This window comes from Pseudomonas sp. HP_08 (genome assembly GCF_055284095.1).
The window spans coordinates 172,511-194,414 of sequence record NZ_JBTOQC010000054.1 but is presented as its reverse complement, the minus strand read 5'-3'; the positions used below and the strand labels follow the sequence as shown (position 1 = coordinate 194,414).

General features: G+C 59.9%; 18 protein-coding genes and 1 tRNA gene. 13 read left to right on the top strand and 6 right to left on the bottom strand.

From position 1 onward, the window contains the following. Positions 1–461 precede the first annotated feature (461 nt). The 7 genes from ACYAS9_RS31200 (at position 462) to ACYAS9_RS31170 (ending at position 4,204) form a co-directional block, all read left to right on the top strand. Positions 462–653, top strand: a complete 192-nt coding sequence (locus ACYAS9_RS31200; protein WP_463572366.1) for a hypothetical protein — start codon at positions 462–464, stop codon at positions 651–653. Positions 654–767: 114 nt separating this feature from the next. Beyond that, positions 768–1,619, top strand: coding sequence for a ParB/RepB/Spo0J family partition protein (locus ACYAS9_RS31195; RefSeq protein WP_463572365.1), 852 nt, complete (start codon positions 768–770; stop codon positions 1,617–1,619). Positions 1,620–1,624: 5 nt separating this feature from the next. Further along, positions 1,625–2,017, top strand: a complete 393-nt coding sequence (locus tag ACYAS9_RS31190) for a response regulator transcription factor (RefSeq protein WP_463572364.1) — start codon at positions 1,625–1,627, stop codon at positions 2,015–2,017. A 21-nt stretch (positions 2,018–2,038) separates the two neighbouring features. Next, positions 2,039–2,341, top strand: coding sequence for a hypothetical protein (locus tag ACYAS9_RS31185; protein ID WP_463572363.1), 303 nt, complete (start codon positions 2,039–2,041; stop codon positions 2,339–2,341). An 8-nt stretch (positions 2,342–2,349) separates the two neighbouring features. After that, complete coding sequence (locus ACYAS9_RS31180; protein ID WP_463572362.1) at positions 2,350–2,940, top strand: hypothetical protein; 591 nt, start codon at positions 2,350–2,352, stop codon at positions 2,938–2,940. A gap of 88 nt (positions 2,941–3,028) precedes the next feature. Next, positions 3,029–3,376 (top strand): hypothetical protein, encoded by a 348-nt coding sequence (locus ACYAS9_RS31175; protein WP_463572361.1) that lies wholly within the window; start codon positions 3,029–3,031, stop codon positions 3,374–3,376. Positions 3,377–3,388: 12 nt separating this feature from the next. Next, positions 3,389–4,204, top strand: a complete 816-nt coding sequence (locus ACYAS9_RS31170) for a DUF2303 family protein (protein ID WP_463572360.1) — start codon at positions 3,389–3,391, stop codon at positions 4,202–4,204. 81 nt (positions 4,205–4,285) lie between these two features. Here the strand turns inward: ACYAS9_RS31170 and ACYAS9_RS31165 are convergent, their stop codons facing one another. After that, positions 4,286–4,636 carry a hypothetical protein gene (locus ACYAS9_RS31165; RefSeq protein ID WP_463572359.1) on the bottom strand — a complete coding sequence of 117 codons (351 nt, stop codon included), beginning with the start codon at positions 4,634–4,636 and terminating at the stop codon, positions 4,286–4,288. Positions 4,637–5,147: 511 nt separating this feature from the next. Here ACYAS9_RS31165 and ACYAS9_RS31160 point away from each other — a divergent pair. Further along, entirely contained in the window at positions 5,148–7,181 is a 2,034-nt protein-coding gene (locus ACYAS9_RS31160) for a DNA cytosine methyltransferase (protein ID WP_463572358.1), read from the top strand. 45 nt (positions 7,182–7,226) lie between these two features. Here the strand turns inward: ACYAS9_RS31160 and ACYAS9_RS31155 are convergent. Beyond that, positions 7,227–7,311 (bottom strand) — tRNA-Ile (locus tag ACYAS9_RS31155). 92 nt (positions 7,312–7,403) lie between these two features. Between ACYAS9_RS31155 and ACYAS9_RS31150 the strand changes: the two genes are divergently transcribed. The 4 genes from ACYAS9_RS31150 (at position 7,404) to ACYAS9_RS31135 (ending at position 11,585) form a co-directional block, all read left to right on the top strand. Beyond that, on the top strand, positions 7,404–8,036 hold the full coding sequence (locus tag ACYAS9_RS31150) for a hypothetical protein (RefSeq protein WP_463572357.1): 633 nt from the start codon (positions 7,404–7,406) through the stop codon (positions 8,034–8,036). Further along, the gene (locus ACYAS9_RS31145; protein ID WP_463572356.1) at positions 8,033–8,491 is read left to right on the top strand and encodes a Lar family restriction alleviation protein; all 459 of its coding nucleotides are present in this window, start codon (positions 8,033–8,035) and stop codon (positions 8,489–8,491) included. Before ACYAS9_RS31150 ends, ACYAS9_RS31145 begins: the two co-directional genes overlap by 4 nt. A gap of 257 nt (positions 8,492–8,748) precedes the next feature. Then, on the top strand, positions 8,749–9,924 hold the full coding sequence (locus ACYAS9_RS31140) for a tyrosine-type recombinase/integrase (RefSeq protein WP_463572355.1): 1,176 nt from the start codon (positions 8,749–8,751) through the stop codon (positions 9,922–9,924). A gap of 71 nt (positions 9,925–9,995) precedes the next feature. Then, positions 9,996–11,585: an ABC-F family ATPase gene (locus ACYAS9_RS31135; protein WP_463572354.1), complete on the top strand. Its 1,590-nt coding sequence runs from the start codon at positions 9,996–9,998 to the stop codon at positions 11,583–11,585. Positions 11,586–11,644: 59 nt separating this feature from the next. Here the strand turns inward: ACYAS9_RS31135 and ACYAS9_RS31130 are convergent, their stop codons facing one another. Next, entirely contained in the window at positions 11,645–12,766 is a 1,122-nt protein-coding gene (locus ACYAS9_RS31130) for a lactonase family protein (protein ID WP_463572353.1), read from the bottom strand. Between the two features lie 157 nt (positions 12,767–12,923). Here ACYAS9_RS31130 and ACYAS9_RS31125 point away from each other — a divergent pair, with 157 nt between their 5' ends. After that, a complete protein-coding gene (locus ACYAS9_RS31125) occupies positions 12,924–14,150 on the top strand; it encodes an MFS transporter (RefSeq protein WP_463572352.1) in 1,227 nt (408 codons plus the stop codon). Here ACYAS9_RS31125 and glgB read toward each other — a convergent pair. From glgB to ACYAS9_RS31110, 3 genes are read right to left on the bottom strand one after another with little or no spacing between them, the layout of a single operon-like run. After that, positions 14,140–16,365: a 1,4-alpha-glucan branching protein GlgB gene (glgB, locus tag ACYAS9_RS31120; RefSeq protein ID WP_463572351.1), complete on the bottom strand. Its 2,226-nt coding sequence runs from the start codon at positions 16,363–16,365 to the stop codon at positions 14,140–14,142. The two genes, ACYAS9_RS31125 and glgB, sit on opposite strands and share 11 nt — an antisense overlap. Beyond that, complete coding sequence (gene treS / locus ACYAS9_RS31115; protein WP_463572350.1) at positions 16,362–19,694, bottom strand: maltose alpha-D-glucosyltransferase; 3,333 nt, start codon at positions 19,692–19,694, stop codon at positions 16,362–16,364. Before treS ends, glgB begins: the two co-directional genes overlap by 4 nt. Before the next feature lie 23 nt (positions 19,695–19,717). Continuing rightward, a complete protein-coding gene (locus tag ACYAS9_RS31110; protein WP_463572349.1) occupies positions 19,718–21,748 on the bottom strand; it encodes an alpha-1,4-glucan--maltose-1-phosphate maltosyltransferase in 2,031 nt (676 codons plus the stop codon). Positions 21,749–21,904 lie beyond the last annotated feature (156 nt).

The following is a 21,904-nucleotide window of genomic DNA, read 5'->3' as shown; positions in this document are numbered from 1 at the left end:
CCACCTCGACGCACCCCGCTTGGGGTCGGGACAAGCTAAGTCGTCGACCACGCAGCCTCTGGATAGCTGCCGGACTCGCCACATCGCGAGAACGACAAACCATGCAAGCCACCTGATGCGTAGCCAGCAGCTGCACCAGGCCGTGGTGGGATACCCGGCACCGCGCATGGAGAGGAACAAACACCATAGGAGGAGCCAGCCGATGCACCAGTAAGCCCAGCCGGAACACGGACCGGCAACACACGACGAGTTGCCCTACTCAGTAGGCCGCCCGAGCTGCAGCTGGCAGTCGTGTAGATAACACCTAACCCCATGACCACCGAGCCGAAGTCGAGATAGGCAACGTGAACAGGGAAGCTCAAGGCCGAACAAAGCGCAGCGCGAAGCCATCGACGGCAGAGCGCGACTTCACTGGCTGGCCTGCTCACGCGGGCCAGACGGGAAGTCACCCGGAGCAACCCATGCCCCAAAAACCTGAGCAAACCATCGACTTCAAGATCTTCGAAGGCAAGACGCTTTGCATGGCTGTCGAGAACGGCAGCCTGCTGAGCGGGCTGCACTTGGCTGCGCACCGCCTGAGCGGCGCCGAACGCCTTGAACTAATCGCGAAGCTTCAGAAGACCCACGCCGAGTTTGAATCTCGGGGTCGATGATCAACCCTCCCTCCCACCTCGACTGCATTGGCGGGCACCAGCCTACGCAACCTGCGCGGGGGCTTGGTCACCTTCACTGGTGCCCGACCAATGCAGTCCACGGAAGTTAATTGCATGGCCACATCGTTCAAGCAAATGATCAAGAGCGGCGAGGTAAAGCGCGCCGACGCAATGAAAGTGCAGCTGGAAGATCTGCACGTTGAGCCAGGCTTCAACCTTCGCATCGAGGGTAAAGCGCTTGAAGCCAGCATTGATGTGCTGGCCGAGTTCATCGCAGCAGGCGGGCAGATTCCACCGCTTGAGGTCAGGCCTCGCACAGAGGGCGGCGTCTGGCTGGTGGATGGTCACCGGCGCCGGCGAGCGCTGTGGAAGCTTGATGCTGCCGGCCGCCTGCCCCGCACGCCGAACAAGGATGACCCAAGAATCCTGGAAGCCTGGGTCTCGGTCGTCGCTTTCGAGGGCAGTGACGCGGATCGGGTAGCGCGGATCATCTCCAGTCAGGAAAACGAAAAGCTGTCCCCTCTTGAGCTGGCCGAGGGTTACAAGCGTCTCCGCTCGTTCGGCTGGTCGATTGAGCAAATTGCGAAGAAGGTCGGCAAGACCCGACAGCATGTCGAACAAGTGATCACAGTCGGCAATGCCAATACCGATGTGCAGGCTCTGGTCGCCGCTGGCCAGGTATCCGCAACAACCGCCGCTCAAGTCGTACGGCAACACGGCGACGACGCTGGAAAGGTGCTTGGTAGTGAGCTGGAAAAAGCTCAGGCCAAGGGCAAGACCAAAGTTACAGCCGGCACCATCAAAGGCGCATCAGTCCCCAAATCTCGCATCGAAGCCGTTCTCAGCGCCTCACGCAATTTGATTGCGGCTCTCGAAGAAGTTGACGAGCAATCCGAAAACACCGTGCTTCCCACAGCTCTGGTAATTGAATTGCGCCGTGCCATGGAAAGCGCGAAACCGAGATAAGCATCATGGATTCGACGATAACAAGCGGTGCATGGACTGGTCATCTTGGGCGCGGCCTCGCGCCTCGGGAGCTGGAGTGCGTGCTGGGGGTTGCCCAGGGCATGACAGCAAAAGAGATATCCCTTCGCATCAAAATTGCAAAAGGGACTGTAGACAAGCGCTTGGCGGCAGCGATGTTCAAGTTGGGAGTGCCGCGCCGTACGGCACTTGTCGCTGAGGCAATGCAACGCCAGATCATTACGCATATGTGCGTGATGCTGGCCGCGCTGATTGCCATCCATTCAACGAACGACGACATGCGCCGGGAGAGAAAGACCGAGCGGCGTGTGGCGGTGTTCGAAGTAAAGCTGGCCCGCAAGGGCGCCATCAAAGCCAGGCCTTGCATCTCGATTGCGTAGGCCACATCCGAAGGACTGAAAATGAACCAGCTCATTAACTTGTCGGCCTCCTTGCGGGTGGCTGTCGAGGCGCGTTCGGCTATGCAAGCAAGGGCAAATATGGCCTCAGAAGAGTTCTATCTGAAGATCGGGCGTACGCCACCTGCGCCGGTCAAGGCTGTGCGCTTCCAGATCATGAACAAGGGTAAAGCCTTTCACCTCTTCGACCGGCACACCGGCCGCGTGGTTGGCTTCTGTTTCACCCACCGCGCAGCCGTGGCCTATGCCGAGGCTCTTGAAGTCGGAGCCTCGCGCAAACTGGTACCGCGCCGGCTCAATTCGTAGGAGCCAGCATGATCAGCAATGAAGCATCACTGATCTTGGCTAACGCGCCCAAGTCAGCCGAACTGGCCTCTGCTATCGACGAATTTCTGGCCCGTGGTGGCGTGATAGAAGACGTACGGCCAAAGGTTAGATTGCCAGAGCCTGCGCCAAAGCCTTATGGCCGCAACCACGATGAACGCAAACAGAAAGCCGCCCGTACTAAGCGTTCAGAGAAAAAGCCCTGCGACCAAGTAAGCGCCTTGGCCGAAGCCAAGAACAAGACACGCCTTGAGCTGGAGCAAAAAGTACGCACATTTGCAAAGCAGATGACGCTTACAGATGTGAGTCGCCACACTGGAATCAGCAAATACAACCTGCGCCGCATGGCCAGCGCGTGTGGATTTCAGTTCCAGCAATACGACCCTACACCCCACCTCAAGCCGAACAGCATTGACCGTGCCGACGACGCGATGAATGTCTTGCGTATCAAGGATGCACGGGATCGCGGGCTTTCACGCAAAACCGCCAGTGATGAGCTGTGCCTCAGCTACGCGCTTATGACACGGCTGATCACTGAATACGCGATTGATTACCCGAAGCAAAAACCGGGACCGAAATGAAACGTCTTCACAACCGCGTCCGGCACGGCCGGCGCCAGCAATTTATCTATCTGCCGTACAGCGGCATCACATGCACGGAGCCATTCCCATGCCCAACCCAACCAACACCGCCGAGTTCCTCGACGAGCTCAACGGCGGCGCGTTTGCCAGCCAGATCGGCCATGCACTCTCTGAAGTAGCCGCCGGGGTCGTTGACCACGGCAAGGCCGGCAAGCTGGTGATCACCCTCGACCTGACCCAAGTCGGCCAGTCCAGCCAGGTCTCGATCAAGCACAAGCTCGATTACAAGGTGCCGACCAAGCGCGGTACCCGTAGCGAGAACACCGCCCTCGATACACCGATGTTCGTCGGTACCGGCGGCAAGCTCTCCCTGTTCCAGGAAAAGCACGACCAGCTTTTCTCCCGCGAAGACGCCCCAGTCCATCCCCGCACGTAAAGGAATCGCAATATGTCTTTGAGCAAAGAAGCCATCCAGCTAATTGGCGATAACGCCCTGCTCGCTGCCGGCAAAGAGCTGAACACCTTCACCCCTACCCTGGTTATCCCTGAATCGGCCAAGGTTGTTGATCTGGAGCGGTTTGCAGGCGGGCGCTCTCGCTTCCGTGGTGCCTTCCGTACCGATTCGCTGGCCGACTTTGGCGCCTACGTGCAGGACCGCTGCAACCTGGACGCGCAAGGCTTCATCAATCAGAAGGCCATGTCGTGCGAGGTGTTCTTTAACCTGGGCACGGTCGATGAGCCAGGCCACGGTGATGACCGCGCCGTGTTGCAGCTGCAACCCACCGCCGGTTACAAGGCAGTGGAAGGCATCAACGGTTCACCGATGAGCCAGCGTGACCTCAGCGACTGGATCGAGGACTGGAACCTCAACCTGAAAGCCCACGATGCCGAAGGCAACGAGATGGGCATTGCAAAGGTCATCGCGGCGGTGCGCACCATCACCGTGAAAGCGATCTCGGAAAGCGATCACGCGGTGAGCGAAACGAAGTCGAGCCGCAGCGCCATGGACCAGATCGAAGCCAGTAGCAAAGAAACGCTGCCGTCGACCCTGGCCTTTTCAACCGTGCCTTATGACGGGCTGATGGAGCGCACTTTCACTTTCCGGCTGTCGGTCATCACCAGCGGTCGTGAGCCGATCCTGAAACTTCGCTGGATCGCAGAAGAAGTGCAGCGCGAGGAAATTGCCCGCGAGTTCAAGGGCGTCTTGCAGGGGCTGGTCGAGGATAAGGCGTCGTTGTGGCTGGGTAGCTTCGACGCTCGTTGAGCTGGCTGATTCTCTGTTGATCCTGCTGATGATTCAGCAGGATCCGGGGGATGAGATTGTCGCACCAGTTGATCTATAAAATTAAATCAACAGATCGCCGTATCCCCAGACAATTGTTGCAACGATGATCTGCAGAAAACAGATCTGCTTTGGAAAGGCCATCCAGCGCACAATTGGCATGACCTCCGAATTCAGTCTGGGAGCCAGACTGGAAAGAACGCGCTCTGCATAGATAGCCATAACTGTAACTACTGCACCGGACCGGGCAAACCAGGCACCCGAATCCTGACCTATTGGTTTTAAAACCCCAAAATAAGAGGCTATGGAGAGGGCAGCTCCAGTCAATAGAAGCCCCCAGCCTAAAGCTACTTTCAGCAAAAACTCTTTTTTAGATGCCGCCTGCGGCGTACCGGGTGTTGGCCCAAAGCTCATCAATCTTTCATCTCCACTCAGGCCCAGTGCCGGCCACCATCTATAGCCCACCCACAACCAATTTGCCACCACTGCTCAGCGGAGCAACGGTTATGCCTCAGGTTGAGGCTTGTAGCTATGCCGCGCTGCCTTTGCGCGATCAATCAACTTTGGTGTAAGTGGATTTCCGGCCGAGTCAACGAGGACCGCTGTGCATGAACACCGACAGTCGCGGCTGTTATCACTCTTGGACCACCATTCAAGCATTTCTTCCCCAGTAAACAGCTCGCCATGCCGTGCTACATGTGATGGACGGCTCACTGGTGATAGTCCTGACAGATGCATGAATCGTGCTTTTATTCCAAGACGTGTGTGTTCTGCCATCTCGGTCTTCAGCTTATTAATGCGCATGGCGTGAAGCTCATCGTCTCGCTTTTTATCTTGCATCATAAAAACCTCAGTTTTTTATCTTCATATCCCACTTCAACAAATCACGCCAGCCCGGCAGCGCCTGCGGCTGCCTGGAGACTTTATGACGTCCCTGAAAAGAACGCCTTTCGATTTCAAGACCCAGTACAGCCTGGGCTTTTCCAGCCAAGACGATGAGATCGTCGTGGACTTCTTCTGTGGAGGTGGTGGTGCCGGTACCGGTCTTGAAATGGGTCTGGGCCGCGCAGTGACTGTAGCCAAGAACCACAACCCAGCGGCGATCAGCATGCACACCGCTAACCACCCGCACGCGCGGCACTTCACAACTGATGTGTTCGAAGGCGATCCAGATGAAGAATGCGGCGGGCGTGCCGTGGGCTGGTTCCATATGAGCCCAGACTGCACGCATCACAGCCAAGCGGCAGGCGGACAACCGCGCAAACGCGAGATCCGCAACTTGTCATGGATCGGCATCAAGTGGGCAGGCAAGAAGCGGCCCCGGGTGATCAGCCTGGAGAACGTAAAACAGATCCTGCAATGGGGTCGGCTGATCGCAAAACGCTGCAAGGCGACAGGCCGGGTCATGAAGCTAGACGGCACGGTCGCAGCACCTGGCGAGCGCGTGCCCGTGCAAGAGCAGTTCCTGATACCAGATCCGAAACATCGCGGTCGCACCTGGCGCCGCTTTGTTCAGTTGCTCGAAGCCATGGGTTATGTCATCGAGTGGCGCATCATCAAGGCCTGCGACTTTGGCGCACCGACCAGCCGTGAGCGCCTGTTCATGATCGCTCGGTGCGACGGACAGCCAATCGTTTGGCCAGACCCCACGCACGCCAAGAAGCCGGTCAAGGGTCAGCAGAAGTGGCGCACAGCCGCCGACTGTATCGACTGGACAGTGCCCAGCAAAAGCATCTTCGGTCGCAAGAAAGATCTGGCACCCGCCACGCTTCGCCGGGTGGCTAAGGGCTTGAAGAAGTTCGTAATCGACAGTGCAGCCCCATTCATCGTGCCAATCGCGAACTGGTCAGGCGAGTTGGCCCAGTCTGCCGACGAACCGCTGCGTACAGTGACCGCCTGGCCGCGCGGCGGATCGTTCGCCATGGCCAGCCCAGTCATTGCTCCAGCCACGCATCAGGGCAGTGACCGAGTAAACGACCCGGGCGAGCCATTGCCAACGATCACCTGCGCCAATCGCGGCGAACTGACGCTGATCAGCCCCACGCTGATTCAATCCGGATATGGCGAGCGTCACGGCCAGCAGCCGCGCGTACCTGGTCTCGATCAGCCGCTGGGCACCGTGGTTGCCGGCGGCATAAAGCATGCGCTGACGAGCTCGATTTTGGTGGGCGCTGGAGGCCCAATTTATTCCGGGCACCCAGTAGCAATAGACAAACCGGTAGGCACGCTCATGACACGCAGCCACCGCGCGGTGGCCACCGCCTTTATGGCTCAAATGAACGGCGGATTCAATGCCACGGATGCCAAGAGCATGGGCGAGCCAATGACCACCGTGACGAACACCGGCAGCCAACAGCAGTTGGTCAGCGCGAGCCTGCTTCACCTGCGCGGTAACTGCGATGCGCGTAACGCTGTCGAGCCCCTGCATACCGTCAGTGCCGGTGGCACTCACCATGGCTTGGTAACGGCATTCATGGAGCGGCAATTCGGCGGCAGTATCGGCCAAGCCATTGATGAGCCCGCGCCAACTATCACGGCAGGTGGCAGCGGCAAGAGCTCACTGGTCGAGCTGAAGCTATCGCCGGAGCATGAAGCCGGTGCGTTGAGAGTGGCTGCATTCCTGATCAGCTACTACGGCACCGAAAACATGAGCGGCTGCGAACAGCCCGCGCCAACGATCACGATCAAGGATCGACTTGGGCTGGTCACCGTCATGGTCAAGGGCACGCCCTATGTGATCGTCGACATCTGCCTTCGGATGCTCCAGCCACATGAGCTATACCGCGCCCAGGGCTTCCCGGCGGACTACATCATCGACAAAGGCGCTGATGGCCGCAAGTTCACAAAGACCGAGCAGGTGCACATGTGCGGCAACAGCGTCAGCCCGCCGCCAATGGCTGCACTTGCCAAGGCTAATGATCCGTGGAGGGTAGAAGAGCGAAGGGCGGTAGCAGCTTAGCCCATTAAAACCAAAAAACCCCCTCCATTGCTGGAAGGGGCTTTGCGGAGAGGACGGGGGTCGAACCCGTGGGCCGGTTTCCCGGCCTCCGACTTATCAGGTCGGTGCAATAAACCACTCTGCCACCTCTGGAAAGCTGTTTCTTTCCGCAGGAGGCTGATAACGAAAATCTAACACCGCCCGCCTACAGCTTCAATAGACCACGATAAATAAGGTGCCCCTATGTATACACAACCTCCCCCCACCCGCATCACCCTAACCCTGCGCGCAGCAGACGGCCAGACTCTTGAGCCGATCCAACCCTTTGTCCAGATCGGCGCACACGTCAGCATTGGGCGTGGGCTGGCTGTGATTGACCAGGTGCAGCCGCCGGCGCTCGGCTGGGAACCGGAAGTCCTGGCAAGCATCTGGCACGGCGCTCCGGGCGAAGTGGGTCTGCTTTGGTCGCACATACCTGCACCTGATCGCTTCGAACGCAAGATTGATCTGGTAGATAGCGCGCTCGTCTCCTGCTTGCTTCAGGAACGCGCAACGATGGACCGTGCCCTGGTTGCGGCTGCTGATGAGCGCGACCAGCTCAAAGCCGAGCTGACCAGCGCATACGCCGACAAGGCCGCATACGCACAGAACGCAGTTGACCTGCGCCGAAATCTGGACGCGAGCAAGGCCGAGGTCGAGCGGCTACGTTCAGCGCTCAAGTTCTACGCCGACCGCGAGCACTACCACTTTGAAAGTGGCAACTGGGACACGGTAAGTGGTGAGCCGCTGAACATCCTGTGGAATGGCGAAGAGCCAGACTTTATCGAAGATGGCACGGTTGCTCGCAATGCACTGGCCGAGGGCGCGAAGTCATGAGCGAAGAACTGAAACCGTGCCCGTTTTGCGGAGAGCAGGTGAAGCAGCCAGTATCTCGGCCTGCCTCGACCGACAAGCTTGAAGGCTTTGTAGCCTTCTTGGCTTGCTATTGCGGCGGTTACTCGGCGACCGCACATCGGATGGGCAGTGGCGATACCGAGCGCGCTGCCGTCCTCGACGTAATTTCCAAGTGGAACCGCCGCCATTCGCCAGACCAAGCGGTGAAGTTGCCGGCTGTCGACGGCGATATGCTTCCAGGGGTTGGCAGCCCCGTGCTTATACACCTCGCCAGCTCCGATACTTGGATGCCGCACAACGTGGTCGGCTACTACGCGTGGGGCGACTTGGGCGGCAATGACACCCTGCACCGGATTTTCGTACGAGTGCGCGACGCTGATGGCCACCTCAATGCTCGACTTCTGAAAGACGTGCGCAAGCTCAACGCCCCGCAATAACCCCCCTCCCCTCTATAGGTCGACTGACCAGTTTCACCTGCCGCCGCGCGCGGCCCGGAGATAACCATGGCACTTAACCAACCAGCCTCCACTGTCGAGATGCCAGAAACCGACAAGGTAACCGAAGAGCGTATGGCCGAAATTCTCGGGATAACACTTCGCGCCCTCCAGACCAGACGGCAGCGCGGAAAAATCCCGGAAGGCGTTTGGAATCGCAGCGGCCGCAACATTATTTACAGCAGATGGAGATATGAGCAATGGCTCGAAAGCCTGTGGGTTTGCCCCTTGGACTTGAAATCAGAGGTGACTCGATCCGAATCCGTTTCACTTGGAACGGTGAGCGCTGCCGGGAAACTCTTGCCCTTGCCCCGACACCGCAAGGGATCAAAGCGGCCAGTCGTCTACGCGATCAAGTAGTGAGTCTGATCCAGCATGACCTGCTGGATCTTGAAAAGTATGCTGAGCTTTTTCCGAGTTCCGACCTTGCGGCGACCGCGCAGGGCAAAATCCCTAGCTTTGGGGAGTATGCCCAACTTTGGCTCGACAGCCGGCACATCGTTGCCGGCACGCGTGACAACTACAAAAGCGCGCTCAACCTGTATTGGATGCCGACGCTGAACTTGCGCCGGATCGACATGATAACCCCTGCCATGTTGCGGACGATCATCGCCAAGACGGAATGGGCGTCAACCGGCGTAAAGCGCAACGCCGTAATAAAACTGGCGAGCATCTTCAAGACAGCGGTGCTGGATGGCTTGATCGAGAAAAGCCCAACGCTATCCCTGGATAAGCCCAAGGCAACAAAGAGGGTTGTCGACCCATACACGCGAGAGGAGGCAGAAAGGATAATTACCTACCTCTACGAAAACTCAATACGGTATGCGCAGATCTACGCGGCCTTCTTTGAGTTTCTTTTCTTCACCGGCTTACGGCCAGGCGAAGCGATGGCTCTGCAGTGGCAAGATATCGATTTGGAAGGCAAGACGGCGACCATCCGGCGGATAATCGTTGATCGGGTGCCTGAGCACAGGACCAAAACCAATACCCATCGCGTTGTATTGCTGAATGCCAGGGCGATGGGCGCGCTCGCGCAGGCCAAACGAATCGCGACACTGCGCAAAATGTCATCGCAAGGTGGCTACCCTGAGAGCCCTTACGTTTTCCCGCCCAGCAGGGGCGGGATGTGGATTCAGGAACCAAGTGTTACAATCCGCCACCTCAAACCTGTGCTCCAAGCTCTTGGCATCCGCGAGCGTCGCCAATACGACACGCGTCATACCTATGCAACCATGTGCCTGATGTCTGGGATGAATCCTGCATTCATTGCCAGCCAACTGGGCCATAGCGTCGAAATGCTGCTTTCCACTTACGCAAAATGGATCAGCTCTACCTCTGACTGGAGGGAGCTGGATAAGCTAGCAGTTCGAGTGTGATTGGCCCAAATTTGGCCCAAGACCGGCAGCGACACAGAAACACCCGCCCGAAACCCTTACAGGACCAGCACTTGATTTCTACAGCTAACATCACCATGCAATTCGGCCCAAAACCCTTGTTCGAGAACGTCTCGGTCAAGTTTGGCGCCGGAAACCGTTACGGCCTGATCGGCGCCAACGGCTGTGGTAAATCCACTTTCATGAAGATCCTGGGCGGTGATCTGGAGCCTTCGGGTGGTCAGGTGATGCTCGAGCCGAACGTGCGCCTCGGCAAGCTGCGTCAGGATCAGTTCGCCTATGAAGAGTTCACGGTGCTCGACACGGTGATCATGGGTCATGAAGAGCTGTGGAAGGTCAAGGCCGAGCGCGACCGTATCTACTCGCTGCCGGAAATGACCGAAGAAGACGGCATGGCCGTGGCCGAGCTGGAAACCGATTTCGCCGAGATGGACGGCTACACCGCCGAATCGCGCGCCGGTGAGTTGCTGTTGGGCCTGGGGATCGGCATCGAGCAGCATAACGGTCCGATGAGCGAAGTGTCGCCAGGCTGGAAACTGCGTGTACTGCTGGCCCAGGCACTGTTCTCGGATCCTGAAGTGCTGTTGCTCGACGAACCGACCAACCACTTGGACATCAACACGATTCGCTGGCTGGAAAACGTGCTGACCCAGCGCAACAGCCTGATGATCATCATTTCCCACGACCGTCACTTCCTGAACAGCGTGTGCACGCACATGGCTGACCTCGATTACGGCGAGCTGCGTCTGTTCCCGGGCAACTACGACGAGTACATGACCGTGGCGACCCAGTCGCGTGAGCAGTTGCTGTCTGACAACGCCAAGAAGAAGGCGCAGATTTCCGAGCTGCAATCGTTCGTCAGCCGCTTCTCGGCGAACGCCTCGAAAGCCAAGCAGGCCACCTCGCGTGCCAAGCAGATCGACAAGATCCAGCTGGCCGAGGTCAAGCCTTCGAGCCGCGTCAGCCCGTTCATCCGCTTCGAACAGACCAAGAAGCTGCACCGTCAGGCCGTGGTCGTCGAGCGCATGGCCAAAGGCTTCGATGGCGTGACCTTGTTCAAGGACTTCAGCTTCACCGTTGAAGCCGGCGAGCGCGTGGCGATCATCGGTCCTAACGGTATCGGCAAGACCACCCTGCTGCGTACCCTGGTCAGCGAGCTGACCCCGGATGCCGGCAGCATAAAATGGACCGATGCCGCGGAAATCGGCTACTACGCCCAGGACCACGCCCACGACTTCGAAGACGACAGCACCCTGTTCGACTGGATGGGCCAATGGACGCAAGGCGGCGAGCAACTGGTGCGCGGCACGCTGGGCCGCATGCTGTTCTCCAACGACGAGATTCTCAAGTCGGTGAAGGTGATTTCCGGTGGTGAGCAAGGCCGCATGCTGTTCGGCAAGCTGATCCTGCAAAAGCCCAACGTGCTGGTGATGGACGAACCGACCAACCACCTGGACATGGAATCGATCGAGGCGCTGAACCTGGCGCTGGAGAACTATCCGGGCACGCTGATCTTCGTCAGCCATGACCGTGAGTTCGTGTCGTCGCTGGCCACGCGCATCATCGAGTTGAGCGCCGATGGCGTGATCGACTTCAGCGGCACTTACGACGACTACCTGCGCAGCCAGGGCGTTACGTTCTGAGTCAATACCTCTGAGTCAACGCCAACCCCGCCTGCATGGCGGGGTTGGCGTTTCAGGCGTCAGGCGTCGGGCACCTGGACCATTTCGATCCACACCGCGCCTTTGCCTGACGGCGCCTCGCCTACCCGCTGCAACGCGCCATCCGCACCAATGGCATAGCTGCCGACGGTGCCACTCTTTTCTCCGGTTACCAATAACCAGCGCCCGCTTGGCGCCACGGCGATGTTGCGTGGCTGTTTTTCCTGCATGGGGTAGTTGTTCAGGTAACTGACCTGACCACTGCCGGCGTCGACCTTGAACACCGACACCGTGCTGGTGGTGCGCTCGCTGATGAACAGCAAGCGGCCATCCGGCGAGATCCGAATGTCAGCGGCCCAGATGCGTGGGGTCGGGTCGTCCTTGAGGTCGTTGTTGCGCGCATCGCGCACTTCGCCATGTGCGAGCTTCAAGCGTTCGGGAATGCCTTCGGCCTGGTTGACCTGGGTCAGCGCACCGCTGGCTGGATCGATGGCGAAGCCGGTCACCGTGCCGCTCATCTCACCCACCACATACAAGAACTTGCCGTTCGGCGAGAACGCCAGATGGCGTGGCCCGCTGTTGGCCGTCACCGTAACCTGGCCACTGCCGATCGGCGTCAGGCGGCCCTGTTTGTTGTCCAGCTGGTATTGCAGCACCTGATCGACGCCCAGATTACCGGCATACACGAAACGGTTGCTCAGGTCGGTGCGCGCCGAGTGGGCATGCAGGCCGGTCTTGTAGGTGTTGATCTGCTCAGCCTGAGTGGCGTCAACCGGCTGTACGCTGAGCAGATCGCCGCCGTAGGACGCCCCGAGCAGGTAACGGTTACTGCGGTCCAGAGACAGATAGGCCAGGCTGTCGGCCAATGGCGCTTCGGAAAACGCCTGCAAGTGGCCAGTGCCTGGCTCGATGCGATAGCCCACGACCTTGTACGGTTTGGCCCGCAGGGCGGCATAGAGCCGGCTGCCATCATGCGCAGCGGCCAGCGGATTGACCTGCTCACCGGCCTTGGTCTGGGCCACCAGACTCAGTGCGCCATTGCTTTCATCGAGGCGATATTGCGAAATCAAGCCATCGGCAGGGCTGGAAATATAGGCAAACGTTGCCGCCTGGGCGCTGACACTCAGGCCTGCTGCAATGGCCAATACGAGGGGTTTGATCATGGAATCGCCTTTGTTGTTGTGGTTGTTATCAGTCATCCTATGACTATTCGGCATGAAGCGGCAATAACTGCCCGGTTAAATAGATAGCCTGCTTTCATTTACCGTCATCACGCGCCATCATGAGGCACGCCTACCCCACCGCCTGTGGACCCGTCTTATGTCTTCGAGCTCCAAACCATCAGGACCCTCTTCTGCCGTCACCCCGCCCAGCAACATGACGATCACCCTGCAAATCGTCGGCATTGTCCTCTACACCTTCATTGCTTTTCTGTGCGTCGGCCTGCCCGTGGCCATCCTGCCCGGCTACATTCATGACCAGTTAGGCTTCAGCGCCGTGGTAGCAGGACTGGCGATTGGCGCGCAGTACCTGGCGACACTGATCAGTCGCCCCTTTGCGGGACGGATAACCGACAACCTGGGCAGCAAGCGCGCCATCGTCTACGGGCTGGCGGGCTTTGTAATCGGCGGCGTACTGACCCTGATCGGCACGTTGTGCGAAACGTTTCCCGCTGCCAGCCTGACCCTGTTGATCGTCGCGCGGCTGTTCATGGGCGTAGCCCAGGGGTTTATCGGAGTCGGCACCATCAGTTGGTCGATTGCCAAAGTGGGCGTCGAGCACACTGCCCGCTCGATTTCCTGGAATGGCATTGCTTCCTACGGCGCCATCGCCATCGGCGCGCCACTGGGCGTGTGGATGATCGGCGAAGTCGGCTTTCACAGCCTGGGCATCGCGCTGGTTCTGCTGGCCGGCGCCGGCCTGTTGTTGATCCGCCACAAACCTTCGGTGCCGGTGATCAAGGGCGAGCGCATGCCTTACTGGTCGGTGTTCGGCCGCGTGTCACCGTTCGGCCTGGCGTTGACCCTGGCGTCGATTGGCTACGGCACCCTGACCACCTTCATCACCCTGTTCTATATCAGCCGCGGCTGGGAAGGTGCGGCGTACTGCCTGACGCTGTTCGGGGTCTGCTTCATTGTTTCGCGGCTGGTGTTCATCGGGGCGATCAATCGCCTGGGCGGTTTTCTGGCCGCCATGGCCTGCATGGGTGTGGAAATCGTCGGGCTGGCACTGTTGTGGCTGGCACCCAACACCGGCATTGCGCTGGTTGGCGCGGGCCTGACGGGCCTGGGTCTGTCGCTGGTTTATCCAGCGCTGGGGGTCGAGGCGATCAAGCGGGTGCCGGTCGCCAGTCGGTCGGCCGGCTTGAGCGCGTATGCGGTATTTTTCGATCTGGCCATGGCGATTGCCGGGCCGTTGATGGGTGCCATAGCCCTGGGTCAGGGCTATGGGTTGATCTTCTTCTACAGTGCCGTGTTGTCAGGGCTGGCGCTGGCGCTGACCTGGTGGCTGTCGCGCCGGGAACAACCGTCGGCGCCTAGCCTTTAGGCTTGAGGATCAGCACCGCCAGCGGCGGCAGGTTGAGTTGCAGCGAAGCGGCCTGGCCGTGGCTATGGACGTCGGTGGCGCGGACTTCACCGCCGTTGCCCTGGTTGGAGCCGGCATAGGTTTCCGAGTCGCTGTTAAGCAACTCGGTCCATGCGCCGGCAAACGGCACACCGACGCGATAACCTTCGCGAGGCACTGGCGTCAGGTTGCAGACCACCAGCAATGGCTCGCCCTGCTTGCTCCAGCGCAACCAGGCGTAAACGCTGTTGGCGTGGTCGTCACCGATCAGCCACTGGAAGCCCATCGGCTCGGTGTCGCGTTCGTGCAGGGCTTTTTCTTCGCGGTACAGACGATTGAGGTCGCCGACCAGTTTCTTCACGCCGATGTGCTCGGCGTACTGCAGCAGATACCAGTCCAGTTGCTCATCGTGGTTCCACTCTCGCCATTGGCCGAACTCGCAGCCCATGAACAGCAGCTTCTTGCCGGGGTGCGCCCACATGAAGGTCAGGTAGGCGCGCAGGTTGGCAAATTTCTGCCAGCGGTCGCCGGGCATCTTGTCGATCAGCGAGCGCTTGCCGTGTACCACCTCATCGTGGGAGATCGGCAGGATGAAACGCTCCGACCAAGCGTACACCAGGCCAAAGCTCAGCTCGTTGTGGTGATGGGCACGGTGGATCGGGTCTTGCTGGATGTAGTGCAGCGAGTCATGCATCCAGCCCATGTTCCATTTGTAGGCAAAGCCCAGACCGCCCTGCTGGGTGGTTTGCGTCACGCCCGGCCAGGCGGTGGATTCTTCAGCGATGACCAGGGCGCCCGGTGCCTCAAGGGCTACAACATCGTTGAGGTGGCGCAAAAAGTCGATGGCTTCGAGGTTTTCCCGGCCGCCAAAGCGGTTCGGTACCCATTCGCCGGCCTTGCGCGAATAGTCGCGGTAGAGCATCGAGGCCACCGCATCGACGCGCAGGCCGTCGATGTGGAAATGCTTGAGCCAGAACAACCCCGACGCCAGCATGAAACCGTGCACCTCGGTGCGGCCCAGGTTGTAGATCAGCGTGTTCCAGTCCTGGTGAAAGCCTTCATGCGGGTTGCCGTACTCATAGAGTGCGGTGCCGTCGAACTCGGCCAGGCCGTGGGTATCGGTCGGAAAATGCGCCGGCACCCAGTCGAGGATCACACCGATATTGGCCTGGTGGCAGGCGTTGACGAAGAAAGCAAAATCCTCAGGCGAACCATAGCGTGCAGTCGGGGCGAACTGCGCCAGCAACTGGTAGCCCCAGGAGCCGCCGAACGGGTGTTCCATGATCGGCATCAGCTCGATATGGGTAAAGCCCAGTTCATGGATATACGGAATCAGCCGGTCGGCCAGCTCGCGCCAGTTGTATTGACGCCAGGCGGTGCCGTCTTCGTTCTGCTCCATCTGCCATGAGCCCGCGTGCAGCTCATAGATCGACAACGGTGCAGACGGCGCATGCAACTCGCCGCGTGCCTCCATCCACTCGCGGTCCTGCCATTCGAACTGCAAGGGGCCGGCGACTTTGGAAGCGGTTTCGGGCGGCAAGGTCGTGGCCCGCGCCACCGGGTCGCATTTGAGCGGCAGAATGCCGTGCTGGCCGAGGATTTCGTACTGGTACCTTTCGCCCGGCTGCAGGCGTGGTACGAAGATTTCCCAGATACCCGAAGAATGCAGCAGGCGCATCGGGTGGCGGCGACCGTCCCAGTTATTGAAATCGCCGACTACCGATACCCGCCGGGCATTCGGCGCCCAGACGGCAAAGCGCACGCCCTGGACGTTATCGACGGTTTGCAATTGCGAGCCCAGGCAGTGCCCAAGGTCACGGTGATTGCCCTCGGAAAACAGATAGATGTCCATTTCGCCGAGCAATTGCCCGTAGCTGTACGGGTCTTCAGTGATCTGCTCGCCGCCGGCCCATTGCACCTTGAGCAGGTACGGTTGCGCCTCGGCAAACTGGCCGGCGAAAAAGCCGGGGATCTGGGTCATGGGCAACTCGCCCAGATCCTGTTCGCTGCCACGCGCCAGCACCCGCACACTCAATGCACCCGGCAGGTAGGCTCGAATGATCTGCCCGCCGTTGCCATCATCGTGCGGGCCAAGGATGGAGAACGGATCACGGTGTTCGGCACGGATCAAAGCGTCCGTGTCGACGACAGCGGGCAGTGGTTGGCGGCCCGCGCCGCGTTTATCAGGCACATTCATGTTGACTCTCCATCGTTCAATTGCAGCAACCCACGCAAGCCTTGCAAAGGCACGGCCAACCAGTCCGGGCGGTTCTCGGCTTCGTAGATTACTTCATAGGCGGTTTTTTCAAGGGTAAATAATTCCAGTGCCGCGCGCTCCCCGTTCGGGTCTTTCCAGGCATGGGCGATGCCGGCACTGGCGTGTCGGTAACCGTCCAGAAACGCCTCGCGGGTCTGGCTCAGATAGGCCTCGGCGACCTGTTGGCGAGCGGCAACCGCTTCCTGAGAGGTGTCGACGCTCTGGGCGCTGCGCGCGGCCATGGCCGCCGCGTAATCGAAAGAGCGCAATACACCGCCGACATCCTTGAACGGGCTGTATTTGCCGCGGCGTTCCTGCAACGGACGCACCGGCTCGCCTTCAAAGTCGATCAGGTAGGCATCACCCTTGACGACCAGTACCTGGCCCAGGTGCAAATCACCATGGACGCGCATGCGCAGCCCGCCCTCGGAGGCCTTGGCCAGCGACAGCACGTGCGCCTGGATGCGCTCATGCTGTGCGAGCAGCTCTTCAACCAACTGGCGATCTTGCGCCTGCAGGCCGTCCTTGCGCTGGTCGAGCAATTTCAGGGCACGATCGATCTGCGCCTGCACCCGTTTGGCCGTGGCCAGAGCTTCATCGGCCGTGGTGTTCTCCACAGCAAAGTCGGCGTTGTCGGTGGGCGCTGCCAAGACCTTGTGCATCTCGCCCAGGCGCTGGCCAAGGTTGCGCGAGAAATCGGCCAGTTCGGTCAGGGCGTTGTAAGACGAATCCTGCCCCGGAGTGCCGTGCGCCAGTTGATCGCGCACCGCCCGCTCCAGATTGTTCTGCGTCCATTCCCAGGCATCGCCCTGATTGCTCAGGTAGCCCTGGGCAATCATCAGCAGGTGCGGCTGGCCGTCGGCATCGACCCGCACCAGAGAGCCCAGCAAGGGCGAAATGTACTGGTAGCCTGCGCCAGTCAGGTAAGCGCCCATTTCCAGTTCCGGGTGAATGCCGGCGCTGACCTTGCGGATCATCTTCAACACCAGGCTATCGCCCACCACCACCGAACTGTTGGACTGCTCGGCCGACAGATAACGCACCTGCGACTGTTGATCGAGCCCCAGCGGTGCGAGCTTTTCAGTGGCCTCGAAGCGCAGCTGGCCATGCGCGCTCATCGTGTCGATGACCGTCTGCGTCTGCATGGCCTGGATCACGTCACGGATGCAATGCTCCAGGGTAAAGCCATCGGTGATCAGGCCGACCTGCGGCCCGCGACGCACGCGGCTCAAGGCCAGTTGCTGCGGCAGCGCACTGCTGAAATCTTCTTCGGCGAGCAATCCGATCGGTAATTGATAGCGCTCTTGCTGACCGCCTGCGACCACATCGATCTCGCTGAGCAGCACGGGCCGCTCACCATTGCTCAGGCGCACTGCATAAGCGATGTGCACGCTTTCGACAGGCTTGTCCTTGCTGGCAAACCAGCGCCGCTTGGGCAGATAAACCGCCAGCGAGGTGTTCTCGATGATGTCGCGCAGGGGCTCTTCGAGCAGTTCTTCCAGGCGCTTCTTGAGAACGAGGGTCGGGAAGTCCGGCATGCTTTGAGCCGGTTCAACGTGCCAGCTGGGCATCTGATTCTCCGCTGCAAGTAGAAACCAATGAAAGCCATAAGGCGTAAAGGTCAGCAGGTAATTGAGCTGGCCAATGGGCGGAAAGGCGCTGCCGCCGAGCATTTCGACCGGCACCCTGCCGGCATAGGCCGACAGTTCCAGCTCTGCCGCTTGGGATGCGCTGGACATGTTGGCCACGCACAAAATGCTCTCGGTGCGGCCGTCGCTGTCGGTGTATTCACGGATGTAAGCAAGGATACGGCGGTTGCTTGGCGACAGCATGTGCAGCGTGCCGCGGCCAAAGGCCTTTTGCTGCTTGCGCACCGCCAGCATGCGCCGGGTCCAGTTCAGCAATGAATGCGGATCGGCATCCTGGGTTTCGACGTTGATCGACTGGTACCCATACAGCGGGTCCATGATCGGCGGCAGCACCAGGCTGGCCGGGTCGGCGCGGGAAAAGCCGCCGTTACGGTCGATCGACCATTGCATGGGCGTGCGCACGCCATCGCGGTCGCCCAGATAGATGTTGTCGCCCATGCCCAGCTCGTCGCCGTAATACAGGGTCGGCGTGCCCGGCATGGACAGCAGCATGCTGTTGAGCAGCTCGACGCGGCGCCGGTCGCGCTGCACCAGTGGCGCCAGACGCCTGCGAATCCCGAGGTTGATCCGCGCCCGGCGATCGGCGGCGTAATGGTTCCACAGGTAATCGCGCTCGCGGCTGGTGACCATTTCCAGGGTCAACTCATCGTGGTTGCGCAGAAAGATCGCCCACTGGCAGTTGGCCGGAATTTCCGGGGTCTGGCGCAGGATATCGGTGATCGGAAAGCGGTCCTCCTGCGCCAGCGCCATGTACATGCGCGGCATCAGCGGAAAGTGAAACGCCATGTGGCATTCGTCGCCGTCCGGGCCTTGGCTGTCGCCAAAATACAGCTGCGTGTCTTCAGGCCATTGGTTGGCTTCGGCAAGCAGCATGCGGTCGGGATAATGCGCATCGATCTCGGCGCGGATGCGCTTGAGCACCTGATGGGTCTCGGGCAGGTTCTCGTTATTGGTGCCATCGCGTTCGATCAGGTACGGGATGGCATCCAGGCGCAAACCGTCGACGCCCAGGTCGAGCCAGAAGCGCATGACGCTCAGCACCGCTTCCATCACCTGCGGGTTGTCGAAATTGAGATCGGGCTGGTGCGAATAAAACCGGTGCCAGAAATACTGACCGGCCACCGGGTCCCAGGTCCAGTTGGATTTTTCCGTGTCGAGAAAGATGATCCGCGTGCCTTGATACTTCTGATCGGTGTCGGACCACACATAGAAGTCGCGGGCCTTGGAGCCCTTTTTGGCATTGCGTGCGCGCTGAAACCACGGGTGCTGGTCGGAGGTGTGGTTGATGACCAGTTCGGTGATGATCCGCAGCCCGCGCTTGTGCGCCTCGGCGATAAAGCGCTTGGCATCGGCCATGCTCCCGTAATCGGGGTGCACGGCGCGGTAATCGGCAATGTCGTAGCCATCGTCGCGGCGCGGCGAGGGATAGAACGGCAGCAACCACAGGGTATTCACGCCCAGCTCGGCAATGTAGTCGAGCTTGGCGATCAGGCCGGGAAAGTCGCCGATGCCGTCGTTATTGGAGTCGAAGAACGACTTGACGTGCACCTGATAGATCACCGCGTCCTTGTACCAGAGCGGGTCGTTGATGAAGCTGGCGTTTCTGGGCTTCTTGGCCATGGCGATCTCCCGGCGGGCTGTGATCAGGTCGCGCTGATGCGCCAGATACCGAAGGGCTGGTAATGCGGGTCGATGCGCATCCACTGCGTCTTGCCGTACCAGGTCCAGCGGTGGCCGGTCATCAGGTCTTCGCCTGTGGTCTGGGCATCGTCGGGCAGGCCCATGTCCCACAGCGGCAGCTCGAAATGCGCTTCCTGCACGTTGTGGGGATCAAGACTGACCGCGACCAGAATGAAATTGCTGCCATCCGCGGTGCGCTTGCCGAAGTAGAGGATGTTGTCGTTCCAGGCGGTGTACAGCTTGAGCCCGAGGTGAGTCTGCAAGGCCGGGTTTTGCCGGCGGATGCGGTTGAGCTGGGCAATCTCGGCAATGATATTGCCGGGCGCGGTGAAGTCGCGGACGCGGATCTGGTACTTCTCGGAGTCCAGGTATTCTTCCTTGCCCGGCAACGGCGCCGACTCGCAAATTTCGAAACCCGAATACATGCCCCACAGGCCTGAGCCCATGGTCGCCAGTGCCGCGCGAATCAGAAAGCCCGGCCGCCCGTTGTTGTGCAAGAAGTGCGGATTGATGTCCGGCGTGTTGACGAAAAAGTTCGGCCGGTAGCAATCGCGCAACGGCGCTTCATTGAGCTGGGTGAGGTATTCGGACAGCTCGGCCTTGTTGTTGCGCCAGGTGAAATAGGTGTAGCTCTGCGAATAACCGACCTTGCCCAGGCGCGCCATCATCGCAGGCTTGGTGAAGGCCTCGGCCAGGAACATCACGTCAGGGTGCTTGCGACGCACATCGTCGATCAGCCACTGCCAGAACGGCAGCGGTTTGGTGTGCGGGTTGTCGACGCGGAAGATCTTGACCCCCTCCTCGACCCAGCCCACGATCACGTCGCGCAACTCAAGCCACAGGCCGGGAATGGCATCGGGCGCATAGAAGTCGACGTTGACGATGTCCTGGTATTTCTTTGGCGGGTTTTCCGCATAGCGGATGGTGCCGTCCGGGCGCCAGCTGAACCAGCCCGGATGCTCCTTGAGCCACGGATGGTCCTGGGAACACTGAATGGCAAAGTCCAGCGCCAGTTCCAAGCCGTGTTCGGCGGCGGCCGCGACCAGCGCGCGAAAATCCTCGCGGCTGCCCAGTTGCGGGTGAATGGCCTCGTGGCCGCCGTCCGGGCTGCCGATGGCATACGGGCTGCCCGGATCATCGGGGCCTGCAGTCAACGAGTTGTTCGGGCCCTTGCGATGGGCGCGGCCGATGGGGTGGATGGGCGGGAAATACAGCACATCAAAGCCCATGTCACGGATCATCGGCAACCGCGAATGCACGTCATTGAAGGTGCCATGGCGGTTGGGATCATCGGTGATCGAACGCGGGAACAGCTCGTACCAACTGGCAAATTGCGCGCGCTCACGCTCGACCTCAAGCGGGTATTCGCGGCTCACACTCAGGTAGCTGTGGTTATCGGCCTGCGCCATCAGGGCCGCGGTTTCGCTGTGCAATAACAAGGCGACACGCGACTGGGTGTCCTTGCCTTCCAGTTGCGCCAGCACCTGTTCGATCTGCTGGCGCAACTCACCCTGGCTGCGCTCGGCGCCGTGCTGCAAATGGATACGGCCTTCTTCAAGCTCAAGCTCGATCGGCACCCCGGCGCCGTGCTTCTTATCCAGCTCATAACGGTAGCTGGCGTACACGTCGATCCAGGCTTGCAGGCGGAATACATAGCGGTCCACGGTGACGGGCGTGAAGTCGCCGGTCCAGCTGTCATTGCCCAGTTCATGCAGCGCCGTGCTGTGCCACTGCGTGTCACCTTCAGCGCGCCAGTCCAGCCTGACGGCCAGCTTGTCGTGGCCGTCGGCATAGACCTTGGCGGTGACCGTTACCGGCTGGCCAATGATCGCCTTGGCAGCGAACTGGCCGCCTTCAAGCACCGGCGTAACGTCCTCGATGGCAATGCGCGGCAACTGCAGTGCCTGGGTCAAAGACAACGGGCCTTGGAGTTGCACAGTGTTGGGTGAGGTTTCGAAAGCGTGAGAATCCGGACTGTATGACTGTTCATTCATCGAGCATCACTCCTTACGCCCCTGGGACGCGGCGGTGCGGTCCATAGCATTGACTGCTTTGAATGGGTTGAACGACAGCCGCCAGGCTCGGGCCTGCGGTGCCGACTGCAAAGATTCCGAACGACAGCCCTGGGGAAAGTTCAAAGCTTTACCCCG

Excerpts from the sequence above, each read along its gene's own strand:
- ACYAS9_RS31170 (WP_463572360.1), top strand. The coding sequence starts at position 3,389 with ATGTCTTTGAGCAAAGAAGCCATCCAGCTAATTGGCGATAACGCCCTG.
- treS (WP_463572350.1), bottom strand. The coding sequence starts at position 19,694 with ATGGCCAAGAAGCCCAGAAACGCCAGCTTCATCAACGACCCGCTCTGG.
- ACYAS9_RS31200 (WP_463572366.1), top strand. The coding sequence starts at position 462 with ATGCCCCAAAAACCTGAGCAAACCATCGACTTCAAGATCTTCGAAGGC.
- ACYAS9_RS31150 (WP_463572357.1), top strand. The coding sequence starts at position 7,404 with ATGTATACACAACCTCCCCCCACCCGCATCACCCTAACCCTGCGCGCA.
- ACYAS9_RS31160 (WP_463572358.1), top strand. The coding sequence starts at position 5,148 with ATGACGTCCCTGAAAAGAACGCCTTTCGATTTCAAGACCCAGTACAGC.
- ACYAS9_RS31165 (WP_463572359.1), bottom strand. The coding sequence starts at position 4,636 with ATGAGCTTTGGGCCAACACCCGGTACGCCGCAGGCGGCATCTAAAAAA.
- ACYAS9_RS31195 (WP_463572365.1), top strand. The coding sequence starts at position 768 with ATGGCCACATCGTTCAAGCAAATGATCAAGAGCGGCGAGGTAAAGCGC.
- ACYAS9_RS31130 (WP_463572353.1), bottom strand. The coding sequence starts at position 12,766 with ATGATCAAACCCCTCGTATTGGCCATTGCAGCAGGCCTGAGTGTCAGC.
- ACYAS9_RS31185 (WP_463572363.1), top strand. The coding sequence starts at position 2,039 with ATGAACCAGCTCATTAACTTGTCGGCCTCCTTGCGGGTGGCTGTCGAG.
- ACYAS9_RS31190 (WP_463572364.1), top strand. The coding sequence starts at position 1,625 with ATGGATTCGACGATAACAAGCGGTGCATGGACTGGTCATCTTGGGCGC.
- ACYAS9_RS31180 (WP_463572362.1), top strand. The coding sequence starts at position 2,350 with ATGATCAGCAATGAAGCATCACTGATCTTGGCTAACGCGCCCAAGTCA.
- ACYAS9_RS31175 (WP_463572361.1), top strand. The coding sequence starts at position 3,029 with ATGCCCAACCCAACCAACACCGCCGAGTTCCTCGACGAGCTCAACGGC.
- glgB (WP_463572351.1), bottom strand. The coding sequence starts at position 16,365 with ATGAATGTGCCTGATAAACGCGGCGCGGGCCGCCAACCACTGCCCGCT.
- ACYAS9_RS31110 (WP_463572349.1), bottom strand. The coding sequence starts at position 21,748 with ATGAATGAACAGTCATACAGTCCGGATTCTCACGCTTTCGAAACCTCA.
- ACYAS9_RS31145 (WP_463572356.1), top strand. The coding sequence starts at position 8,033 with ATGAGCGAAGAACTGAAACCGTGCCCGTTTTGCGGAGAGCAGGTGAAG.
- ACYAS9_RS31125 (WP_463572352.1), top strand. The coding sequence starts at position 12,924 with ATGTCTTCGAGCTCCAAACCATCAGGACCCTCTTCTGCCGTCACCCCG.
- ACYAS9_RS31140 (WP_463572355.1), top strand. The coding sequence starts at position 8,749 with ATGGCTCGAAAGCCTGTGGGTTTGCCCCTTGGACTTGAAATCAGAGGT.